This window comes from Methylophilus sp. OH31, from assembly GCF_000576615.1.
In the GTDB taxonomy this organism is placed as follows: domain Bacteria; phylum Pseudomonadota; class Gammaproteobacteria; order Burkholderiales; family Methylophilaceae; genus Methylophilus.
This window is the reverse complement of sequence record NZ_BAUS01000010.1, coordinates 43,600-60,710: the sequence shown is the minus strand read 5'-3', so window position 1 is coordinate 60,710 and position 17,111 is coordinate 43,600. Positions and strand designations below refer to the sequence as shown.

20 protein-coding genes are annotated in these 17,111 nt (G+C 50.9%); 14 read left to right on the top strand and 6 right to left on the bottom strand.

From position 1 onward, the window contains the following. Window positions 1-215: 215 nt before the first annotated feature. Window positions 216-1,157 (top strand): DMT family transporter, encoded by a 942-nt coding sequence (locus tag OH31_RS11830; RefSeq protein WP_024930896.1) that lies wholly within the window; start codon window positions 216-218, stop codon window positions 1,155-1,157. A gap of 68 nt (window positions 1,158-1,225) precedes the next feature. On the opposite strand, the gene ampD is transcribed toward OH31_RS11830, so the two are convergent. Then, the gene (gene ampD, locus OH31_RS11825) at window positions 1,226-1,774 is read right to left on the bottom strand and encodes a 1,6-anhydro-N-acetylmuramyl-L-alanine amidase AmpD (RefSeq protein ID WP_024930895.1); all 549 of its coding nucleotides are present in this window, start codon (window positions 1,772-1,774) and stop codon (window positions 1,226-1,228) included. Between the two features lie 126 nt (window positions 1,775-1,900). On the opposite strand from ampD, the gene OH31_RS11820 reads away from it, so the two are divergent. After that, the gene (locus tag OH31_RS11820; RefSeq protein ID WP_024930894.1) at window positions 1,901-2,911 is read left to right on the top strand and encodes a sodium:calcium antiporter; all 1,011 of its coding nucleotides are present in this window, start codon (window positions 1,901-1,903) and stop codon (window positions 2,909-2,911) included. A 53-nt stretch (window positions 2,912-2,964) separates the two neighbouring features. Here the strand turns inward: OH31_RS11820 and OH31_RS11815 are convergent, their stop codons facing one another. Continuing rightward, the gene (locus tag OH31_RS11815; protein ID WP_024930893.1) at window positions 2,965-4,467 is read right to left on the bottom strand and encodes a sigma-54 dependent transcriptional regulator; all 1,503 of its coding nucleotides are present in this window, start codon (window positions 4,465-4,467) and stop codon (window positions 2,965-2,967) included. Beyond that, window positions 4,468-6,069, bottom strand: coding sequence for a nitrogen regulation protein NR(II) (locus OH31_RS11810; protein ID WP_024930892.1), 1,602 nt, complete (start codon window positions 6,067-6,069; stop codon window positions 4,468-4,470). Between the two features lie 290 nt (window positions 6,070-6,359). On the opposite strand from OH31_RS11810, the gene OH31_RS11805 reads away from it, so the two are divergent. From OH31_RS11805 to OH31_RS11795, 3 genes are all read left to right on the top strand, one after another. Then, window positions 6,360-6,935, top strand: coding sequence for an RNA polymerase sigma factor (locus tag OH31_RS11805; protein ID WP_024930891.1), 576 nt, complete (start codon window positions 6,360-6,362; stop codon window positions 6,933-6,935). A gap of 4 nt (window positions 6,936-6,939) precedes the next feature. Then, a complete protein-coding gene (locus tag OH31_RS11800; protein ID WP_024930890.1) occupies window positions 6,940-7,311 on the top strand; it encodes a DUF3619 family protein in 372 nt (123 codons plus the stop codon). 138 nt (window positions 7,312-7,449) lie between these two features. Then, window positions 7,450-7,893: a DUF3106 domain-containing protein gene (locus tag OH31_RS11795; RefSeq protein ID WP_024930889.1), complete on the top strand. Its 444-nt coding sequence runs from the start codon at window positions 7,450-7,452 to the stop codon at window positions 7,891-7,893. 86 nt (window positions 7,894-7,979) lie between these two features. Here OH31_RS11795 and pbpG read toward each other — a convergent pair whose 3' ends face one another. Beyond that, a complete protein-coding gene (gene pbpG, locus OH31_RS11790) occupies window positions 7,980-9,056 on the bottom strand; it encodes a D-alanyl-D-alanine endopeptidase (protein WP_024930888.1) in 1,077 nt (358 codons plus the stop codon). A gap of 214 nt (window positions 9,057-9,270) precedes the next feature. On the opposite strand from pbpG, the gene OH31_RS11785 reads away from it, so the two are divergent. Beyond that, complete coding sequence (locus tag OH31_RS11785; protein WP_024930887.1) at window positions 9,271-9,642, top strand: glycine cleavage system protein H; 372 nt, start codon at window positions 9,271-9,273, stop codon at window positions 9,640-9,642. Between the two features lie 24 nt (window positions 9,643-9,666). Here OH31_RS11785 and OH31_RS11780 read toward each other — a convergent pair whose 3' ends face one another. Next, complete coding sequence (locus OH31_RS11780) at window positions 9,667-9,861, bottom strand: hypothetical protein (protein ID WP_019883668.1); 195 nt, start codon at window positions 9,859-9,861, stop codon at window positions 9,667-9,669. Window positions 9,862-9,990: 129 nt separating this feature from the next. Here OH31_RS11780 and OH31_RS11775 point away from each other — a divergent pair, with 129 nt between their 5' ends. The 8 genes from OH31_RS11775 to yegQ all read left to right on the top strand — a co-directional run bounded on the left by OH31_RS11775 (window position 9,991) and on the right by yegQ (window position 16,599). After that, a complete protein-coding gene (locus OH31_RS11775) occupies window positions 9,991-10,257 on the top strand; it encodes an FmdB family zinc ribbon protein (protein ID WP_019883667.1) in 267 nt (88 codons plus the stop codon). Between the two features lie 12 nt (window positions 10,258-10,269). After that, a complete protein-coding gene (locus tag OH31_RS11770) occupies window positions 10,270-10,869 on the top strand; it encodes a DUF502 domain-containing protein (protein WP_019883666.1) in 600 nt (199 codons plus the stop codon). 32 nt (window positions 10,870-10,901) lie between these two features. Beyond that, window positions 10,902-12,692, top strand: a complete 1,791-nt coding sequence (gene aspS, locus OH31_RS11765) for an aspartate--tRNA ligase (RefSeq protein ID WP_019883665.1) — start codon at window positions 10,902-10,904, stop codon at window positions 12,690-12,692. An 85-nt stretch (window positions 12,693-12,777) separates the two neighbouring features. Beyond that, window positions 12,778-13,308, top strand: a complete 531-nt coding sequence (locus OH31_RS11760; RefSeq protein WP_024930886.1) for an adenine phosphoribosyltransferase — start codon at window positions 12,778-12,780, stop codon at window positions 13,306-13,308. A 68-nt stretch (window positions 13,309-13,376) separates the two neighbouring features. Next, window positions 13,377-13,805 carry a VOC family protein gene (locus OH31_RS11755; protein ID WP_019883663.1) on the top strand — a complete coding sequence of 143 codons (429 nt, stop codon included), beginning with the start codon at window positions 13,377-13,379 and terminating at the stop codon, window positions 13,803-13,805. 96 nt (window positions 13,806-13,901) lie between these two features. Next, window positions 13,902-14,690 (top strand): quinoprotein dehydrogenase-associated SoxYZ-like carrier, encoded by a 789-nt coding sequence (locus OH31_RS11750; protein ID WP_024930885.1) that lies wholly within the window; start codon window positions 13,902-13,904, stop codon window positions 14,688-14,690. 104 nt (window positions 14,691-14,794) lie between these two features. After that, window positions 14,795-15,214: a secondary thiamine-phosphate synthase enzyme YjbQ gene (locus tag OH31_RS11745; protein ID WP_024930884.1), complete on the top strand. Its 420-nt coding sequence runs from the start codon at window positions 14,795-14,797 to the stop codon at window positions 15,212-15,214. Between the two features lie 35 nt (window positions 15,215-15,249). Further along, window positions 15,250-16,599 (top strand): tRNA 5-hydroxyuridine modification protein YegQ, encoded by a 1,350-nt coding sequence (gene yegQ / locus OH31_RS11740; RefSeq protein WP_024930883.1) that lies wholly within the window; start codon window positions 15,250-15,252, stop codon window positions 16,597-16,599. 74 nt (window positions 16,600-16,673) lie between these two features. Here yegQ and OH31_RS11735 read toward each other — a convergent pair whose 3' ends face one another. Beyond that, on the bottom strand, window positions 16,674-17,105 hold the full coding sequence (locus OH31_RS11735) for a CBS domain-containing protein (protein ID WP_024930882.1): 432 nt from the start codon (window positions 17,103-17,105) through the stop codon (window positions 16,674-16,676). Window positions 17,106-17,111: the final 6 nt, after the last annotated feature.

Below are 17,111 nucleotides of genomic sequence, written 5' to 3'. Positions count from 1 at the left end.
CCCTTGACCATTCCCGCAAACCCACGTAAATTCCATAACCTTATGAACAAGCAATTCCTCCAATCTACTGTTGTGGTGATGAACCGAAAGGCATTGTGGCTAGTCGCCACATCGTGCTGCGGTTGCTGCTTGTCGTAATTTTTTTGCAACCGCGGGCTCTCCGCGGTTGATCTTGTCATACCCTTCCCGGTGAGCCCCATTGATTCAGGGCTCATATGAAAGATTCTACCCATCCGTATTACGGTGCCATGCTGGTGCTGGTATCGTCCGTGGCCTTTTCGTCGAAAGCGATTATGGTCAAGCTGGCTTACGCTTATCATCTTGATGCAGCGACTTTGATCGCTTTGCGGATGGCGTTTGCTATTCCGTTCTTTGCCGGGTTAGGCTGGTGGACGATGCGTCAAGGCGTGCCTATGTCCATGACTGGTAAAGATTGGGTGACGTTGCTGTTGCTCGCGGTGGTCGGTGGTTATGGTTCGATGTGGCTGAACTTTGAAGGTCTGCGCTATGTGTCGGCCGGGCTGGAGCGGGTGATTCTGTTTCTGTATCCAACGCTGGTGGTGGCCATGAGTGCGGTATTTCTCAAACATCACATTACCCGTCGCGAGTGGTTTGCCATGGTGACCAGTTATGCGGGTGTGGTGCTGGTGGTCTGGCATGATGTTGAGCTGGCCGGGCTGGATTCTGCCGATACACTGTATGGTGCGTGGCTGGTATCGCTGAGCGCTATTGTGTATGCGGGTTATTTACTGGTGAGTGGGCAATTGATCCCCAAGTTGGGCGCTAGCCGGTTTACTGCGATGACCATGAGTTTGGCGGCGTTTGCCAGTGCCGTCCATTTTGGCACCAGTGGCTCATTTGACCATATGACTATGTTGCCTAACGCAGTATATGCGCTGGCTTTTCTGATGGCGCTGATTGCGACGGTATTGCCTTCGGTACTGATGAATATGGGCATACACCAGCTCGGTAGCCGCAAGGCGGCATTGATCAGTGCGATTGGGCCAGTGTCGACGATTGTGCTGGCTTACCTGTTTCTGGGCGAGTCACTCTCCTGGATACAGGGCTTGGGCACTGCGCTGGTGCTGGCCGGGGTGATGGCGGTGAGCCTGGAAAATAAGCCACGCATATCTGCAACAGCCACGGCCAAAGCTTAATCTGTAGTGACAGGTTTTTAGCGATAATTAACGCTCAAGTTAAGCGTTGGCTCGCTTCGGTCTGTTTCTTATGTGATTCGTTGCCAATCAAAGAATGGGCCGGGGTCGGTTTTGCGTCCCGGCGCAATATCTGAATGCCCGACAATGTGCCTGATGGCATAGCGTTGTCGCAAGGCATTGATCAGTGCTTGCAAGCTGATGTATTGCACATCTTCAAACACCTCAATGTCACTGCCTTCGAGTTCTATGCCGATTGAAAAGTCATTGCAACGTTCGCGGCCCTGCCATTGTGAGAGTCCGGCATGCCAGGCGCGCTGGTTACAGCTCACAAATTGTAATAATTCACCTGTGCGACGTATGAGAAAGTGTGACGAGACCTTGAGGTGAGCAATCTCGGCGTAATAAGAGTGTTCCTGCGGGTTTAACTGGTTGGTGAACAATTGCATAATACCCGGGCCGCCATACTGGTCGGGCGGCAGGCTGATATTGTGGATGACGATCATATCCACTTCGGCAGGCTGTGGTCGTTCATCCTGGTTGGGCGACAATATATATTGCACTGAGCTGGCGAGGCCAGCGGAGTCAATGTGAATAGCAGAGACAGGTGTTTGCGACATGCGAACATTGTAGGTGAATTTGGGCGAATTGCGTTATGATTCCGCCCGCATGCACACGTTTGTCATGCACATGCGGGGCAGGCGGTGGCCGCATGCAAGATCGATTACCGCCAGACAGGAACAGTCATGGTTTTTCTACAATTATTGCTAATGTTGCTGCTGATTTTGGTAGCGGCTGAAGTCTTTACCAATGCCCTGGAACATTTGGGTGAGCGGCTGGGTATTTCCGAAGGGGTGACCGGCTCTATTTTTGCCGCCGTGGGCACGGCATTGCCGGAGACGCTGGTGCCGTTGCTGGCCATTTTTTCCTATACCTCATCAACCGGCGACAGTCATGCCGGGCACGATATCGGTGTCGGCGCCATCTTGGGCGCACCGTTGATGCTGGCGACGCTGTCTATCAGCTTAATGGCGTTCTCGGTGTTGAAGCGTCGTGGCGCGCATGGGCATATCCGTCCTGAGCGTACTGGCCTGATTCGGGACCTCAACTTCTTTATTCTGGCCTTTATTTTCGCCACCATCGCCATGTTTATTCCGCACACCGAAGCATTGGTGCGTTACGGCATCAGCATCCTGATGATTTTGACCTACTTTGTGTATGTGCTGATGACGATTAAAGCGTCCAAAGGCCTGGTAGAAGAGGGGCATGCGACTGAGGCTGAAGACATCATGATGTTATCCAGACTCGGTTTGCCGACCAATATGGCGACCATTGTGTTGCAATTGCTGATTGGCCTGGGGCTGTTGATTGCAGGTGCCAAAGGCTTTATTAACGAGGTGGAAACCGCGGCGGCGATTTTAGGCGTGTCTGCTTTGCTGCTGTCTTTACTGATTATCCCGATTGCGACTGAGTTGCCAGAAAAAGTGAACAGCATTTTGTGGATACGCAAAGGTAAAGATACCTTGGCGTTTGGCAATATCACAGGCGCCATGGTGTTTCAGGGCACACTGTTACCAGCCATTGGTATTATGCTGACTGACTGGGCCCCAAGACAGGAAGTCGCTTTAGGCATATTGATTACCTTGCTGGCAGCCATTTGGGTACGTTACCGCATTGCCAAAGGCGGCTTACTGGTGTGGCATTTGCTGGTGAATGGCTTGTTCTACCTAGCCTATCTGGCGATTGTGTTGAGTTAATCAAACAGATGTTAAAAGGGCGACTATGCAGTCGCCCTTTTTTATTGGCTATTTTATTCCTCGTCGCCTTCGGCATCGTCCAAGTCGGCATCTTGCTCTTTAGATAGGCCAAGTTTGGACAAACGATAGCGCAGAGTACGGAAGCTGATGCCTAATAATTTAGCCGCTGCTGTTTTGTTGTTATTGGTTTTTTCCAACGCCTGCAAAATAGTGCGTTTTTCAATATCTTCCAGATAGTCAGACAAGCTGATATCCATAGGCAACATGGTGCTACTGCCTGGGGTTGCCTGCGCCGTTGGCTGACTTTCGCGTGGTGGTGTGGCGGCGAGAATGGCCGGGATTGGCTGGCTGGGCTCTTCCAGGTTGGGGGCATTCCAGGGTAGCACCGGCTTGTCGCTGAGGCTGGTGGGCATCTCATCCAGTGACAGGTCTTCAACCGTAATGGTGACCCCGTCACATAATGCCAGCGCACGTTCCAGCATATTTTCAAGCTCACGCACATTGCCATGAAAAGGCAGTTGCTGAATATAGACCTTGGCTTCGTCTGCGATGCCGGGGATGCCGATAGCCTGCATCTGGCATAGCTTACCTAGCAAGCGTTCAGTTAGCTCAGGGATATCTTCCGGCCGCTCGCGCAAGGACGGCATTTTGAGTTGAATGACGTTCAGGCGGTAATATAAGTCCTGGCGGAATTCGCCTTTTTCCATCATGGCATTCAGGTTTTTGTGTGTGGCGGAAATAATGCGCACATCCACCGCTTCTTCACTGGTACTGCCGACGACGCGTACTTTTTTCTCCTGGATTGCACGCAGCAGTTTGACTTGCATAGCCAGCGGTAAATCTGCGACTTCGTCGAGGAACAGCGTGCCGCCGTTGGCCGCCTGGAACAAGCCTAGCGTATCCTGGATCGCCCCGGTAAACGATCCTTTTTTATAACCAAAGAATTCGCTTTCCATCAGGTTTTCGGGGATGGCGCCGCAGTTCACGGCGATAAAGGACTGATCCTTACGCGAGCTGTTGAGGTGAATCAGCCTGGCAGCCAGTTCTTTCCCGCTGCCGGATTCGCCGCTGATATAAACGGGTGCCTGGCTGCGCGCCAGTTTGGCGATCATGGTGCGCACGTAAGCCATGGCGGGTGACGCGCCAATCAGGTCTACCGTATTGGCACCCTGCGATTCTTTTTGTGAAGACAGTTTGAGCGCAGACTCTACCAGTGGGCGTAATTGTTTAAGCGAAATCGGCTTGGTGATGTAATCATAGGCGCCCGCTTTTAAAGCAGAAACCGCATTTTCTGCACTGCCGTAAGCGGTAATTACTGCGACTGGAAGGCCAGGGAATTGCGCATTGATATATTGCACCAGCTCCAGCCCAAGGCCATCTGGCAGTCGCATATCTGTCAGGCACAGGTCATAGCTGAATGAGTTCAGCATGTGTTTTGCGTCCGTCACCGAGCTGGCACTTTCTGCTTGTATGCCCATGCGTTCTAGGGTCAGTACCACGAGTTCGCGGATATCGGTCTCGTCATCGACGACCAGGCAGCGATAAGAGTTTGCCATTTAAACGATTGCCTTTTTAACTGTCAGTGAAAATTGCGTGCCATTGGCACTACTGGTGTAATTTAATTTTGCGCCATTGGCTTCGGCCAGTTCGCGGGCGATAAATAAGCCCAGGCCGGTGCCAGTTTTTTCCGTGGTCATGAACGGTTCAAACAAATGCGGCTGTATTTTTGGATCCAGGCCGCTACCGTCATCTTTCACGTGCACGTGAATGAATTGACCGCTTTTATCGCTCACCACTTTAAGTTGCAAACTGAGGGCATGCTGCTGGCTATGCCGCCAGCCATTTTTACATAAATTCCACAAAATCTGGTTGATATGCCTGCGGTCAAACACGATCGCGCTTTCTTTGGCTGGCAGATCCAATGTAAAGCTGCTGAGGTCTATCTTTTCCACGGCACAGAATTGCTGGTAGAACTCTTGCACAAAGTGGTTGATATTAAGCTGTTCCTGATTGGTGCGGTCGCGGCGGTTGAGTTCTAGCACGTCCTTGATAATTTGATCCAGCCGTTGCACATTGTCAGAAATGATTTGCAGCATACGCTGCGTGCCAGGTTGCTGTGTGTCTTCCTGCATCAATTGTGTCGCATGGCTGATCGCACTGAGCGGATTGCGGATTTCGTGCGCAATATTGGCGGTCAGTCTCCCCAATGCCGCCAGCTTCACCTGGTGCGCCTGGGTTTGAATTTGTGACCAGTCTTCAATAAAAATCACCACACCATTATCAATACTTTCAGAAATGGGGTGGAAGCGTATGCCCAGGTCGCGATTGTTAATACCGAGTTTGGTGGCGTCAGTCGCGGCGAGCTTGTTGGCCGGGGAGGATTGCAGTGATTGCATCACGGCAGGCATTAGCTCTGCGAGCGGGGTTTGCAGTTGGATGGCGGCTTGCAGCGTCATCTCTTCCAGCCCTAGCAGTTTGCACGCTTGCTGGTTGTAGTGTTTAAGTTGCTGATGCTGGTCAATCACCAGCACGCCATTCGGCATCTCTTGCGTAATCAGCGCATTGGTTTTAGCCAGGTATTCAATATCCTGGCCGCGCTGTGTCGCAAGATTTTCACTGCGTTGCATGCGCGCCGTCAATGTTTGCGCCAGCCAGGCGGTGGCGAAGCAGCTTAGGGAAAGGACCACCGCATTGCTGAAATCGTTGAGTGGCAAGTTACGATGGATGATCTGGAAGGTGTTTTCGAGCAAGATGCCGATGGTGGCAATGGCGGCATAAAACAAGGCAAAACGGCCATCACTGATCAGGCCGGCAAAAATAATGTTCACAATCAGCAGTAAGCCGATGCCGCTCTGGTTGCCCGGCAAAAAGTGCATCATCAGCACTAAAAACACGATATCCAGGCTGGTCTGGATTTTTAATGCCATGCCACGCTTGCATTGCAGTGATTCAAAGCTAACGCTGACGGCAATCGCGTACAAAAAGAAAATCAACAGTAACCAGAATGAGAGTGAAGGCTCTGAGGGGGCGTTTCTAAAGTAGGGCCAGAGCTGGCTGCCGAACAACATGCCTGAGGCGCCCAGGCGGAACAGGCTGTAAAGCCGCAGATGCTGGCTGTCTGGTGTTTTTTCGAGGGCGGTGATCGTGGTTGCCGTCATGCAACTGACTCCGTAGTCGTGCGGCTGGCGGCGCAGGCGTGACGTGTGTGCGACGGATCGAGCAGGGTGATAGAATTTATTTTTTTGGTCGTCATAAAGGGTGGCCGAACTTTCGCTACTATCGGGCTTATTCTAACAGTAAATAAATTTAAAACTGATATACTCGCAACGGACAGGGAGATAAAACGGTGCATATTTCTGTGATGACAGCTCATAATTCACAACAATATCGCGAAAAAAGCACGTGCGTCAGTGGCAAACACTGGTGATCTCGGGGAAGAGGATTTGTAGTGGCGAGTGCGCAAGAAATATCGGATTTTTTACGACAAGTTGAAAAGCGGGCATTCAGGCAAACCGCGTATGCGGTGCGTGATGACCATGCTGCGTTGGATATTGTGCAGGATGCCATGTTAAAACTGGCTGATAAATATGCCAGCAAACCTGTTGAAGAATACCCCATGTTGTTCCAGCGTATCCTGCAAAATACCATGCGGGATTACTGGCGTCGGCAGAAGGTGCGTAACCTGTGGACCACGCTGTTTTCGTCTTTCGGCCAGTCCGATGACGAAGATTATGATCCGCTGGAAACCATAGAGGTTGAAAGTGCAGGCAGTGACCCCTCTGACCAATTGGAGCGGTCGCAAATCATGGCCCTGATCGAAAAGGCATTGGCAAAATTACCTTTACGTCAACGAGAAGCATTCGTGCTGCGTTATTGGGAAGAGTTGGATGTTGCTGAAACGGCATCGGTCATGGGTTGTTCAGAAGGAAGTGTCAAAACGCATTGTTCGAGAGCGGTCAGTGCGTTATCTACATTGTTAGAGCAAGCCGGGATCGGAACCCGCAAGTTACTAAAGAAGGAGTAAAGCCATGAGGAAACAACGTCATCCAGAAGACGACTTGCCTACCCCTCTGCGCGAAGGTGTTGAGTGGCTGAAGCACGATGATCGGCCTTTACCGGCTGAGGTAGAAGCTCGACTGGCAGAAGCGCGACTGGCTGCATTAGCGAAATTTGCACAATCAAGCCAGTCTGGGCATGCTTGGGCAGATGTATTGTCCTGGGCCTCTTTTGGCCATCCGAGGATGGCCGGTATGGCGGCCTTGTCTGTATTTTTTGCGGTCGGGCTATTTGTCCTGTCCGCCAGCAATAACGATGATGCGATGCTGCTGAGCGATGATTTGCCTGTCGAGGCTTTTGTCGATAGCGGATTCGACGCCTGGCAATATTCAGAAAATATTTGAATGGCCAGCTGGATTGAAAGCAATATTTGGCTGGATGAAGAAAATAATGTGTCAATGGAACAATGAGAAATGATGCAAAATCATTCTGTTTTATTAGGGTGGGTAGTATGGGCTGTGTGCACAAGCGGTAGTTTGCCTGTGAGTGCTCGTGCGGCTGAATATGATTCTGGCCAGCGCTGGCTGGCGATGGCGGATATCGGCGCGATCAAAAATGATCTGTCACCTGCTGATCCTGCTGCCAATGTGACGTGGTCGCACCTGACTGATCAGCAGCGCGCAGTGTTATCGCCTTTGGGTGGTGAGTGGGATACGCTACGCCCATGGCAGCGCGAGAAAATGCTGGATATTGCCAAAGAATACCCCAAGATGGATGCGCAGAAACAGCAGCGCATTCAGCATCAATTGGTGAAATGGAGCCGCATGACGCCGTATGAGCGTGAAAATGCGCGCAAGCGTTATCAGCAGTTTCAGAGTTTGAGCCCTGAGAAAAAAGACGTGCTACGCAAGCAGTGGAAAGAGCATAAGCAAAAAGCTGCGATTACTGAGGGCTATGATCCTGAGTTTGATGGTGCTGAACATTAGTTAGCCTGTGGTGGCGCTAAATCAAATGGCGCTGACAATAAAAAACCCGCGAATCTCGCGGGTTTTTTATTGTATTCGGTTGACTGTTAATTGGCTTCGTCGCCCAGTGTTTTGCTCATTGACAGCCCAGTCAGCACAATGCCACCGTCGTTGTGTGAGGTCAGGGTGCTGTAGTTATGTTCCATCCATTTTTTGATGCGTCTGGCATCGCCGATACGGGTCAGTTTGCCAACGGAATCCAGCAACACCAGAATCAGCGGCTCGCCAGCAATGGTCGCCTGCATCACCAGGCAGCGTCCAGCTTCGCTGATATACCCTGTTTTTGATAAACCAATTTCCCAGCTGCTGTTGGTGCTTTCACGTACCAGCGCATTGGTGTTGTGGAAGTGTATAGGCTGGCGTCTGCTGCCAACATTCAGGTCGTAGTCAGAAGTCGTCGTGATTTGACGAATCAAGGGGTATTGATACGCCGCGTGTACCATTTTTGCCAGGTCCATGGCCGTAGACACGTTGTTGCTGGTGAGGCCGGTAGAGTCTTCAAAATGGGTGTTCATCATGCCCAGGCTGGCCGCCTTGGCATTCATGTCTTGAATAAAGCGCGCTTTGCCGCCCGGGTAGTTGGTGGCCAGCGCAGAGGCGGCGCGATTCTCTGAAGCGATTAATGCCAGGTTCAGCATGTCTTCGCGCGTCATGGTCGTGCCAACCGGCAGGCGTGAAGAGGTGCCTTTCAGGTAATCCACGTCCATTTCAGTAATCGAGACCTGGTCATTCAAATTCAGTTTTGCATCTAGCACCACCATGGCAGTCATCAGTTTAGTCACTGAGGCGATGGGTGTCGGCGTATCCAGATTTTTGGAATAAATGATTTCGTGCGTGTTCTGGTTCATCACCAGCGCTTTGGTGGAGGCGATGGACAGGTTGCCATGGCTACCGGATTTACCTTCGAAAGAATCAAACATTTCTGCATCAATCGCAGGTCTGGCTGATTTTCTGGCATGCGCATGCAGTTTAACCGGGCGCATGGATTTGGTTTTGTCCGGGTTGACGCGGTATTGTGAGGATCGCGTGCTGTATTTCTTGCTCTTGGCGGCAGAAACGGTCTGTTTTTTAGAAGGTGACTTTGCTATGGCTTGACCCGCAGGTGCAAAAGCGATGGAACACATTAGCAACACTTTAAGGCAATGCTTGTAAAAACTCATAATCAACCTTCCGAAAACCCGACTCATTATTGCCCAGTTATTATTCAGAGTCAATCACTTATCGCAATTTTTTCGTGTAAAAAATTAAACCGCTTTTTGACTTACCTGAATAAGTTTTGGCGCGTTTCGCAGACTGTGGCACAATAATTATCTACTAAACTTTTGATTTTTAAATCATATGTCAGCAGGCTTGAAATACTTCTTTTCTAAAGACCACACATGGGCTGCTCAGTCCGAAGATGGGGCATGGTTGGTCGGGATCACTGATTACGCACAGAATATGCTGGGTGATGTGGTGTTTGTGGATCCGCCAAAAGTCGGCCAGTCCGTGGAACAATTCAGTGTGTGTGGCTTGATTGAGTCGGTCAAAACAGGCTCGGATATTTATGCGCCTTTGTCCGGCGTAGTACAGGCCATTAATGAAGAAGCACTGTCTTCGCCGGAGAAGATCAACGATCATCCGTACGCTACCTGGTTATTCAAGCTGGCGCCTGATGCCAGTGGTGTGGCGTCTTTGCTGGACCAGGCGGCTTACGACGCGCAGCTCTAAATCACTGCGCTTTTGGCGCAGCGGCTACTCTACTTTTCTGATTTTGAGTGTCGGTTCGGCGTAGAGTAAATCCGCCAGGTGTAATGTCACCATTTTGCCCGGTTGTGCTTGTTTACCAAGTGTCAGCATAGGGTGATGTATGTTGAGGTCGCGGCTGGCTAATCCCAGAAAAAACAGCATAGTCAGCATAAATGGTAATTTGAGTGAGAGTTGTTGCATATCGTGCTCCTTAAAGTCTTTTCAATTCAAATACATCGCTGTGCTTTTGGTGATTTGTAACGCGAATCAGGTATAATTTGCACTTGGTGAAATTTTTCCAGCAAGTTGCCCTTCAGGTTGTGTTAACAAATGCCTATCTACGATTTTCAATGTACCGCGTGTGGTTACCAGCAAGAGCTGATGCGCAAAGTGTCCGCGCCTTCTGTTGAGGCGTGCCCCAAGTGTGCGCAAGAGACATTTAGCAAGCAGGTGTCTGCTCCTAATTTTCAACTGACCGGTAGTGGCTGGTACGCGACCGATTTCAAAAACAAGCCGGCAACAAGCAGCAGTAAATCCACAGAATCTGCCACAACGACCGAGGCTGCCAAGTGCAACCCAGGTTGTGCCTGCCATTAAAAAACAAGACGCATGAAAAAATATTTCATTACAGGTTTGCTGGTACTGGTCCCATTATTTATTACGGTGTGGGTGCTCAAAACTTTAGTGCAAACACTGGATCAAAGTTTGCTGTTGCTGCCGGTTGCCTGGCGCCCGGAAGCCTTGCTCGGTGTGGATATTCCGGGCTTTGGTGTCATATTGACCGTGGCGATTGTGCTGGCGACTGGCCTGGTGGCAACCAATATCTTCGGCCAGCAGTTGATCGAGTTGTGGGAAGGCTTGCTGATCCGCGTGCCGGTCGTTAAATCCATTTATTCCAGCGTCAAGCAAGTGTCTGACACGCTGTTCTCGGATTCCGGCAATGCATTCCGCCAGGCATTGTTGATTCAGTATCCACGCCAGGGTTCATGGACCATCGCCTTTTTGACCGGTATGCCCGGCGGTGATGTTGCCAACCATTTACAGGGCGAGTATGTCAGCGTTTATGTGCCGACCACGCCTAACCCGACTTCTGGGTTCTTTCTCATGCTGCCTAAGTCCGAAGTGATAGAACTCGATATGAGTGTGGATCAGGCCTTGAAATACATCATCAGCATGGGTACAGTGGCGCCCTTGCCTAAACATCATTAACTGCAACACCACTTTAACTTTATAAAATTATTATGATGCGTACACATTATTGCGGTCACCTGAACCGCGAACATATCGGACAAACCGTGACACTGTGTGGCTGGGCCCACCGTCGTCGCGACCACGGGGGCGTGATTTTTATTGATTTGCGTGATCGCGAAGGCCTGGCGCAAATTGTGATTGACCCGGATACCAAAGACGCATTCGCCATTGCTGAAACCGTACGTAGCGAGTTTGTCTTGCGTGTGGTGTGTAAAGTGCGCGCGCGCCCTGAAGGCACCGTTAACCCGAACTTGCCTACCGGTGAAGTCGAGATGCTGGCGACTGAAATTGAAGTGTTGAACGCTTCATTGACGCCACCATTCATGCTGGATGACGACAACCTGACCGAGACTGTGCGTCTGGAGCATCGTTATATCGACCTGCGTCGCCCTGCCATGCAGAAAAACCTTATGTTGCGTTACAAGGTGGCGAAAAACCTGCGTGACTATCTGGATGATAACGGCTTTATCGAGGTTGAAACACCGATGCTGACACGTTCGACACCTGAGGGTGCGCGTGACTACCTGGTGCCATCCCGCGTACATCACGGCATGTTCTTTGCCTTGCCGCAATCGCCACAATTGTTTAAACAATTGTTGATGGTGTCCGGTTTTGATCGTTACTTCCAGATCACCAAATGTTTCCGTGACGAAGATTTGCGTGCGGACCGCCAGCCAGAATTCACCCAGGTCGATATTGAAACTTCCTTCCTGGAAGAAAATGAAATCATGGATATCGTCGAAGAGATGATCCGCCGCATGCTGAAAAAAATTCAGGATGTCGATCTGCCTGCCAAATTTCCACGCATGCCTTTCTCTGAAGCGATGAACCGTTATGGTTCAGATAAACCAGACATGCGCGTGACACTGGAAATCACTGAACTCAGCGATGTGATGAAAGATGTCGACTTTAAAGTGTTTGCCGGTGCCGCCAATATGGCTGGTGGCCGTGTGGCGGCGATCCGCGTGCCTAACGGCGCTGCGATCAGCCGTTCTGAAATTGATGCCTACACCGAGTTTGTTAAAATCTACGGTGCCAAAGGCCTGGCTTATATCAAGATCAATGACATCACCAAATTGAATGAAGAAGGCCTGCAAAGCCCGATTGTGAAAAATATTCACGTCAATGCGCTGCAAGCCATTATTGAGCGCACAGGCGCACAAAACGGCGACATCGTCTTCTTCGGTGCCGATAAAGCCAAAATCGTGAACGAAGCGCTGGGTGCCTTGCGTACCAAGGTCGGCCACGAAAAAGGCCATGTCGATGGCCGTCAGTGGGCGCCATTGTGGGTGGTGGATTTCCCGATGTTCGAGCACGATGAAGACGGTGACCGTTGGGTGGCCTTGCATCACCCGTTCACTGCGCCTAAAGATGGCCATGAAGATTTGCTGGTCAGCAATCCAGGCGCTTGTTTGTCCAAAGCCTATGACATGGTATTAAACGGCTGGGAAGTGGGCGGCGGTTCTGTGCGTATCCACAAACAAGACATCCAGTCCAAAGTGTTTGATGCACTGAAAATCAGCAAGGAAGAGGCGCAAGAGAAGTTCGGCTTCTTGCTGGATGCATTGCAGTACGGTGCACCTCCGCACGGTGGTCTGGCTTTTGGCCTGGATCGCCTGGTGACCTTGATGGCAGGTGCCGAGTCTATCCGTGACGTGATTGCTTTCCCGAAAACCCAGCGCGCGCAATGTCTGATGACCAATGCGCCGAACGAGGTCGACGAGAAACAATTGCGCGAATTACATATTCGCGTACGTCAGCAAAACGCAGCTGGCAGCTAAGCCTGGCTGGCTTGTGTGACAACTCACACGAACTCTTTAAACGCGTCTGCCTTGGGTGGGCGCGTTTTTTATTGGCGGTAACCGTATGATTAATTTGAGTGCGCACATTAGGACGATTGCCGATTATCCGAAAGCAGGCATCCAGTTTCGCGATATCACGACCTTGCTCAAGGATCCGCTGGCATTTAATGCTACGATTGATGCGCTGGCCTTGCATTATGCGGATGTCGTGCTGGATAAGGTGGTCGGTATTGAGGCGCGCGGGTTTATTGTAGGTGCCGCCCTTGCCAATCGATTAAAGCTGGGGTTTGTGCCGGTGCGTAAGCCAGGTAAATTGCCAGCCAGTGTCATTCGGCAGTCTTACGCGCTTGAGTATGGTGAAGATGCGCTCGAGTTGCATGCCGATGCGATTGTTGCCGGTGAACGTGTGTTGCTGATTGATGATTTGATAGCAACCGGCGGCACGGCGTTAGCCGCGCTTGGCTTGATACGGCAGTTGGGTGGTGTGGTGGAGCATGCCGGATTCGTTATTGACTTGCCTGCCTTGTCTGGCATGCAACATTTACAGGCCAGCGGCGTCCAAACCTTTGCCCTGTGTCAATTTGAAGGACACTGATTTTTGTACTATATTGCGCAGACGCTTTGCACACACTTTTGATACGGCACTAAATAGATTGGAAAATCATGCCATTGACAGGAATTGATCACGTCAACTTTCGCACCGATCGCGACACCATGCATCTGTTGCGCGATTTTTATTGCGATGTGCTGGGCTTGACGGTTGGTAAACGGGTGGCCAGCACGACGTATGGCTACTGGTTGTATATTGGCAAGCAGGCCGTGGTACACCTGGCGGAATATAAAACCGCTGAGCCACCGCAACTGCACGTGCATGGCGTCTATGACCATGTTTCATTCAACTGTAACGACATGGATGCGATGGAAGCCAATCTGCAGGCGCGGGGCGTGACTTATACCACACGTATCCTGGCCAATGGTATCCGTCAGATCAATATGCGCGACCCGGCGGGCAATGGCGTGGAATTAAACTTTTCCGAATATGCAGACCCGAATTACGAGATGCGACCTTCAGGTGACCCAAGTAAGATTTGATCGCGAGTGTGATGTGCATCACATATTCTGATGGTTAAAGCATAAGAAAATCCTTTTCATGCAAATGAAATCAATAATCAGCAGATGGGGAAATGTATGAAGAAAACATGGGTGATGATGTTAGGTGTGTTGGCCTTTGGGTTGACCGGTTTGGCGCAGGCAGAAGCTGATCCAAAATTATGGGCGGTGGTCAAAGAGGCATTCTTTCCCAAGCGCGATATTCAGGAAGTCGACTTTCTTAAAATTGAAGCGCCGCGCCGCGCCGAGAGCGGTGCACAAGTGCCGGTGACGTTTATCTATGACAAGGCAGCGGCCAATGGCGTGGTGCTGAAGAAGCTGTATGTTATTGTCGATGCCAACCCGATTCAATTGGCCTCGACCTACCATTTAACCGACATGCTGAACGGCTTTCAGATGGCAACCCGTATCCGCCAGGAAACGGATTCTTTTGTCAGGTTGATTGGTGAAACGGCCGATGGCAAGCTATATATGGGCAAGCGTGAAATTCGCGCGGCGGGTGGCTGCGGCGGTACCGTGGATAATAATGAAGCCGAGGTGCGCGCGGCCGCCGGCAAAATTAAATTGAACGTGGATGCGCCCAAGTTTGGTGAACCAGCCACGGCGACCTTCAATATTCGCCACGTGATGCGTACCGGCTTGCAGCGCGACCTGGTCTCACAAGGTTATGTGCCTGCGTTTTACATCAATAAGGCGACCTTTACCTACAATGGTAAAGAAGTGATGACGGTGGATGTCGGTGTGGGGACCAGTGAAGATCCTTATATGAAATTCAGTTTTATTCCAGACGCGCCGGGCAAGCTGGAGGTGGTGGCCACCGACAATGAAGGTAAAACCTTTACGCAAACCTTGGATGTCCACAGCTAGATGAAATGTTGCAGATCAGGCCTCTTTTAGAGGCCTTTTTTGTTTTATGGCAAATGACTGTTTAATCGCAGTGCTAAAATAACCGCTTTAGGAAAGGGGACAAAGTGAAAAGTTTTCGTAAAGAGCTGTGGTTTAACATTTCCGCGCGTATGGACTTCAAGAATATTACGCAGGATGTGGTGGCGTGTGTTCGCGAGAGTGGCGTTAGAGAAGGTCTGGTGTTGATCAACGCCATGCATATTTCTGCCAGTGTATTTATTAACGACGACGAGCGCGGTCTGCACCATGACTACAAAGTGTGGCTGGAAAAACTGGCCCCGCATGAGCCTGTGAGTGGCTACCGCCACAATGATACCGGCGAGGATAATGCCGATGCGCATATCAAGCGCCAGATCATGGGCCGTGAAGTAGTGGTAGCGATTACTGAAGGTCAGCTGGATTTTGGCCCCTGGGAACAAATTTTTTACGGTGAGTTTGATGGCCGCCGCAATAAGCGCGTGCTGGTGAAAATTATCGGTGAGTAAATGCAAACACTGCGTGTTGAAATGGAAATACGGTAATGAAGTCTCCTGAGTTATTAGCCCCGGCGGGTGACCTAGACCGCATGCGTACCGCGTTTGATTATGGTGCGGATGCAGTCTATGCGGGCCAGCCGCGCTACAGCCTGCGGGTGCGTGAAAATGATTTCTCGATGCAGAATCTGGCGATTGGTATTACAGAGGCGCATGCACGTGGCAAAAAGTTTTTTGTCGCCAGCAATATTTCGCCGCACAACGCCAAGGTGAAAACCTATATGCGCGATATGGCGCCGGTGATAGATATGCAACCGGATGCACTGATTATGGCCGACCCTGGCCTGATCATGATGGTGCGCGAGCAATGGCCGGAGATGCCTATTCATTTATCCGTGCAGGCCAATGCGGTCAATTACGCTGCGGTCAAATTCTGGCAGCGCATGGGACTCACGCGCGTGATTCTGTCACGTGAATTATCCCTCGATGAAATTGCCGAAATCCGCCAGGAGTGCCCGGAGATGGAACTGGAAGTGTTTGTACACGGTGCTTTGTGTATCGCCTATTCCGGCCGTTGTTTATTGTCTGGCTATTTCAACTCGCGTGACCCCAACCAAGGCACCTGTACCAACAGTTGCCGTTGGGATTACAAAGTGCACGACGCGCAGCCGGATGCAGCAGGCGTGATCCGTTTGAAAGAGTTTGATTTTCAGGCGGAAATGGAGAAATCCAGTTTATCTTCTTGTGGTTCCTTGCCGCGGCATCCGGCAGCCGAGCAGGTGTACTTGATTGAGGAAAAAGGTCGTCCTGGCGAATTGCTGCCTATCATGGAAGACGAGCACGGCACCTATATCATGAACAGTAAAGATTTGCGCGCGATTGAGCATGTGGAAAAACTGATTGCGCTGGGCGTGGATTCACTCAAGATCGAGGGCCGCACCAAGTCACGTTACTACGTGGCTCGCACCAGCCAGAACTATCGTCAGGCGATTGATGATGCCGTGGCGGGACGCCCGTTTGACTGGCGTTTGCTGGGCGAGCTGGAAAACCTGGCTAACCGTGGTTATACCGATGGTTTTTACCAGCGCCACCATACTGCCGAGCACCAGAATTACGTACAAGGGCATTCCAGCGCCAACCGAAGTTTGTATGTCGGTGATGTCGTGGATTACGATGTCGAGCGCGGTCTTGCCTCGATTCAGGCACGTAATAAATTTGCCGTGGGTGATAGATTGCAATTAATCCACCCCAGCGGTAATCGCGATATTGTGGTTGAGCAGTTGTTCGATAAGCGGGGTGAACCCGTACAGCAAGCCGCAGGCAGCGGCCATTTCGTGAAATTGCCAATTGCCGCCACGGCCTTGCATAATGCAATGGTCGCCAGGTATTTGAGTTAATCAGTGATCGACGCCATATAAAACCATAAGGGGAGCAGTGCTCCCTTTTTTGCTATGTTATGGCAGCTGGCAAATCAGCTATGGATATAACTTTCCAGTTGCTTGATAAGCTCTTGCTGGTGGCTGATGGTTTCTTTGAGGATGTCGCCAATCGACAGCATGCCCAGCATTTTTCCATTGTCGACCACAGGCAGGTGGCGGATGCGTTTTTCCAGCATGGTGCTCATGGCCGATTCCACCATCTCTGCCGGTTTGCCGGTAATCACCTTCTCGGTCATGACTTCGCTGATGGTGGTGGTTTTGGATGAGCGGCCTTTGAGGATCACTTCGCGTGCATAGTCTCGTTCAGAGAAAATGCCGACCAGTTCGCCATCCTTGATCACCGCCAGTGCACCGATCTGGTATTCCGCCAGGATGACCAATGCATCGTACACCGGTCGGTTGGGCGCAATACTGATGATGCCTTGGTGTGTTTTATGAGAGAGTACTTGTTGAAGCGTCTTCATCACTTC

Excerpts from the sequence above, each read along its gene's own strand:
- OH31_RS11800 (WP_024930890.1), top strand. The coding sequence starts at position 6,940 with ATGAGGAAACAACGTCATCCAGAAGACGACTTGCCTACCCCTCTGCGC.
- pbpG (WP_024930888.1), bottom strand. The coding sequence starts at position 9,056 with ATGTGTTCCATCGCTTTTGCACCTGCGGGTCAAGCCATAGCAAAGTCA.
- OH31_RS11815 (WP_024930893.1), bottom strand. The coding sequence starts at position 4,467 with ATGGCAAACTCTTATCGCTGCCTGGTCGTCGATGACGAGACCGATATC.
- OH31_RS11755 (WP_019883663.1), top strand. The coding sequence starts at position 13,377 with ATGCCATTGACAGGAATTGATCACGTCAACTTTCGCACCGATCGCGAC.
- OH31_RS11830 (WP_024930896.1), top strand. The coding sequence starts at position 216 with ATGAAAGATTCTACCCATCCGTATTACGGTGCCATGCTGGTGCTGGTA.
- OH31_RS11780 (WP_019883668.1), bottom strand. The coding sequence starts at position 9,861 with ATGCAACAACTCTCACTCAAATTACCATTTATGCTGACTATGCTGTTT.
- OH31_RS11735 (WP_024930882.1), bottom strand. The coding sequence starts at position 17,105 with ATGAAGACGCTTCAACAAGTACTCTCTCATAAAACACACCAAGGCATC.
- ampD (WP_024930895.1), bottom strand. The coding sequence starts at position 1,774 with ATGTCGCAAACACCTGTCTCTGCTATTCACATTGACTCCGCTGGCCTC.
- OH31_RS11760 (WP_024930886.1), top strand. The coding sequence starts at position 12,778 with ATGATTAATTTGAGTGCGCACATTAGGACGATTGCCGATTATCCGAAA.
- OH31_RS11750 (WP_024930885.1), top strand. The coding sequence starts at position 13,902 with ATGAAGAAAACATGGGTGATGATGTTAGGTGTGTTGGCCTTTGGGTTG.
- OH31_RS11770 (WP_019883666.1), top strand. The coding sequence starts at position 10,270 with ATGAAAAAATATTTCATTACAGGTTTGCTGGTACTGGTCCCATTATTT.
- yegQ (WP_024930883.1), top strand. The coding sequence starts at position 15,250 with ATGAAGTCTCCTGAGTTATTAGCCCCGGCGGGTGACCTAGACCGCATG.
- OH31_RS11775 (WP_019883667.1), top strand. The coding sequence starts at position 9,991 with ATGCCTATCTACGATTTTCAATGTACCGCGTGTGGTTACCAGCAAGAG.
- aspS (WP_019883665.1), top strand. The coding sequence starts at position 10,902 with ATGATGCGTACACATTATTGCGGTCACCTGAACCGCGAACATATCGGA.
- OH31_RS11820 (WP_024930894.1), top strand. The coding sequence starts at position 1,901 with ATGGTTTTTCTACAATTATTGCTAATGTTGCTGCTGATTTTGGTAGCG.
- OH31_RS11810 (WP_024930892.1), bottom strand. The coding sequence starts at position 6,069 with ATGACGGCAACCACGATCACCGCCCTCGAAAAAACACCAGACAGCCAG.
- OH31_RS11785 (WP_024930887.1), top strand. The coding sequence starts at position 9,271 with ATGTCAGCAGGCTTGAAATACTTCTTTTCTAAAGACCACACATGGGCT.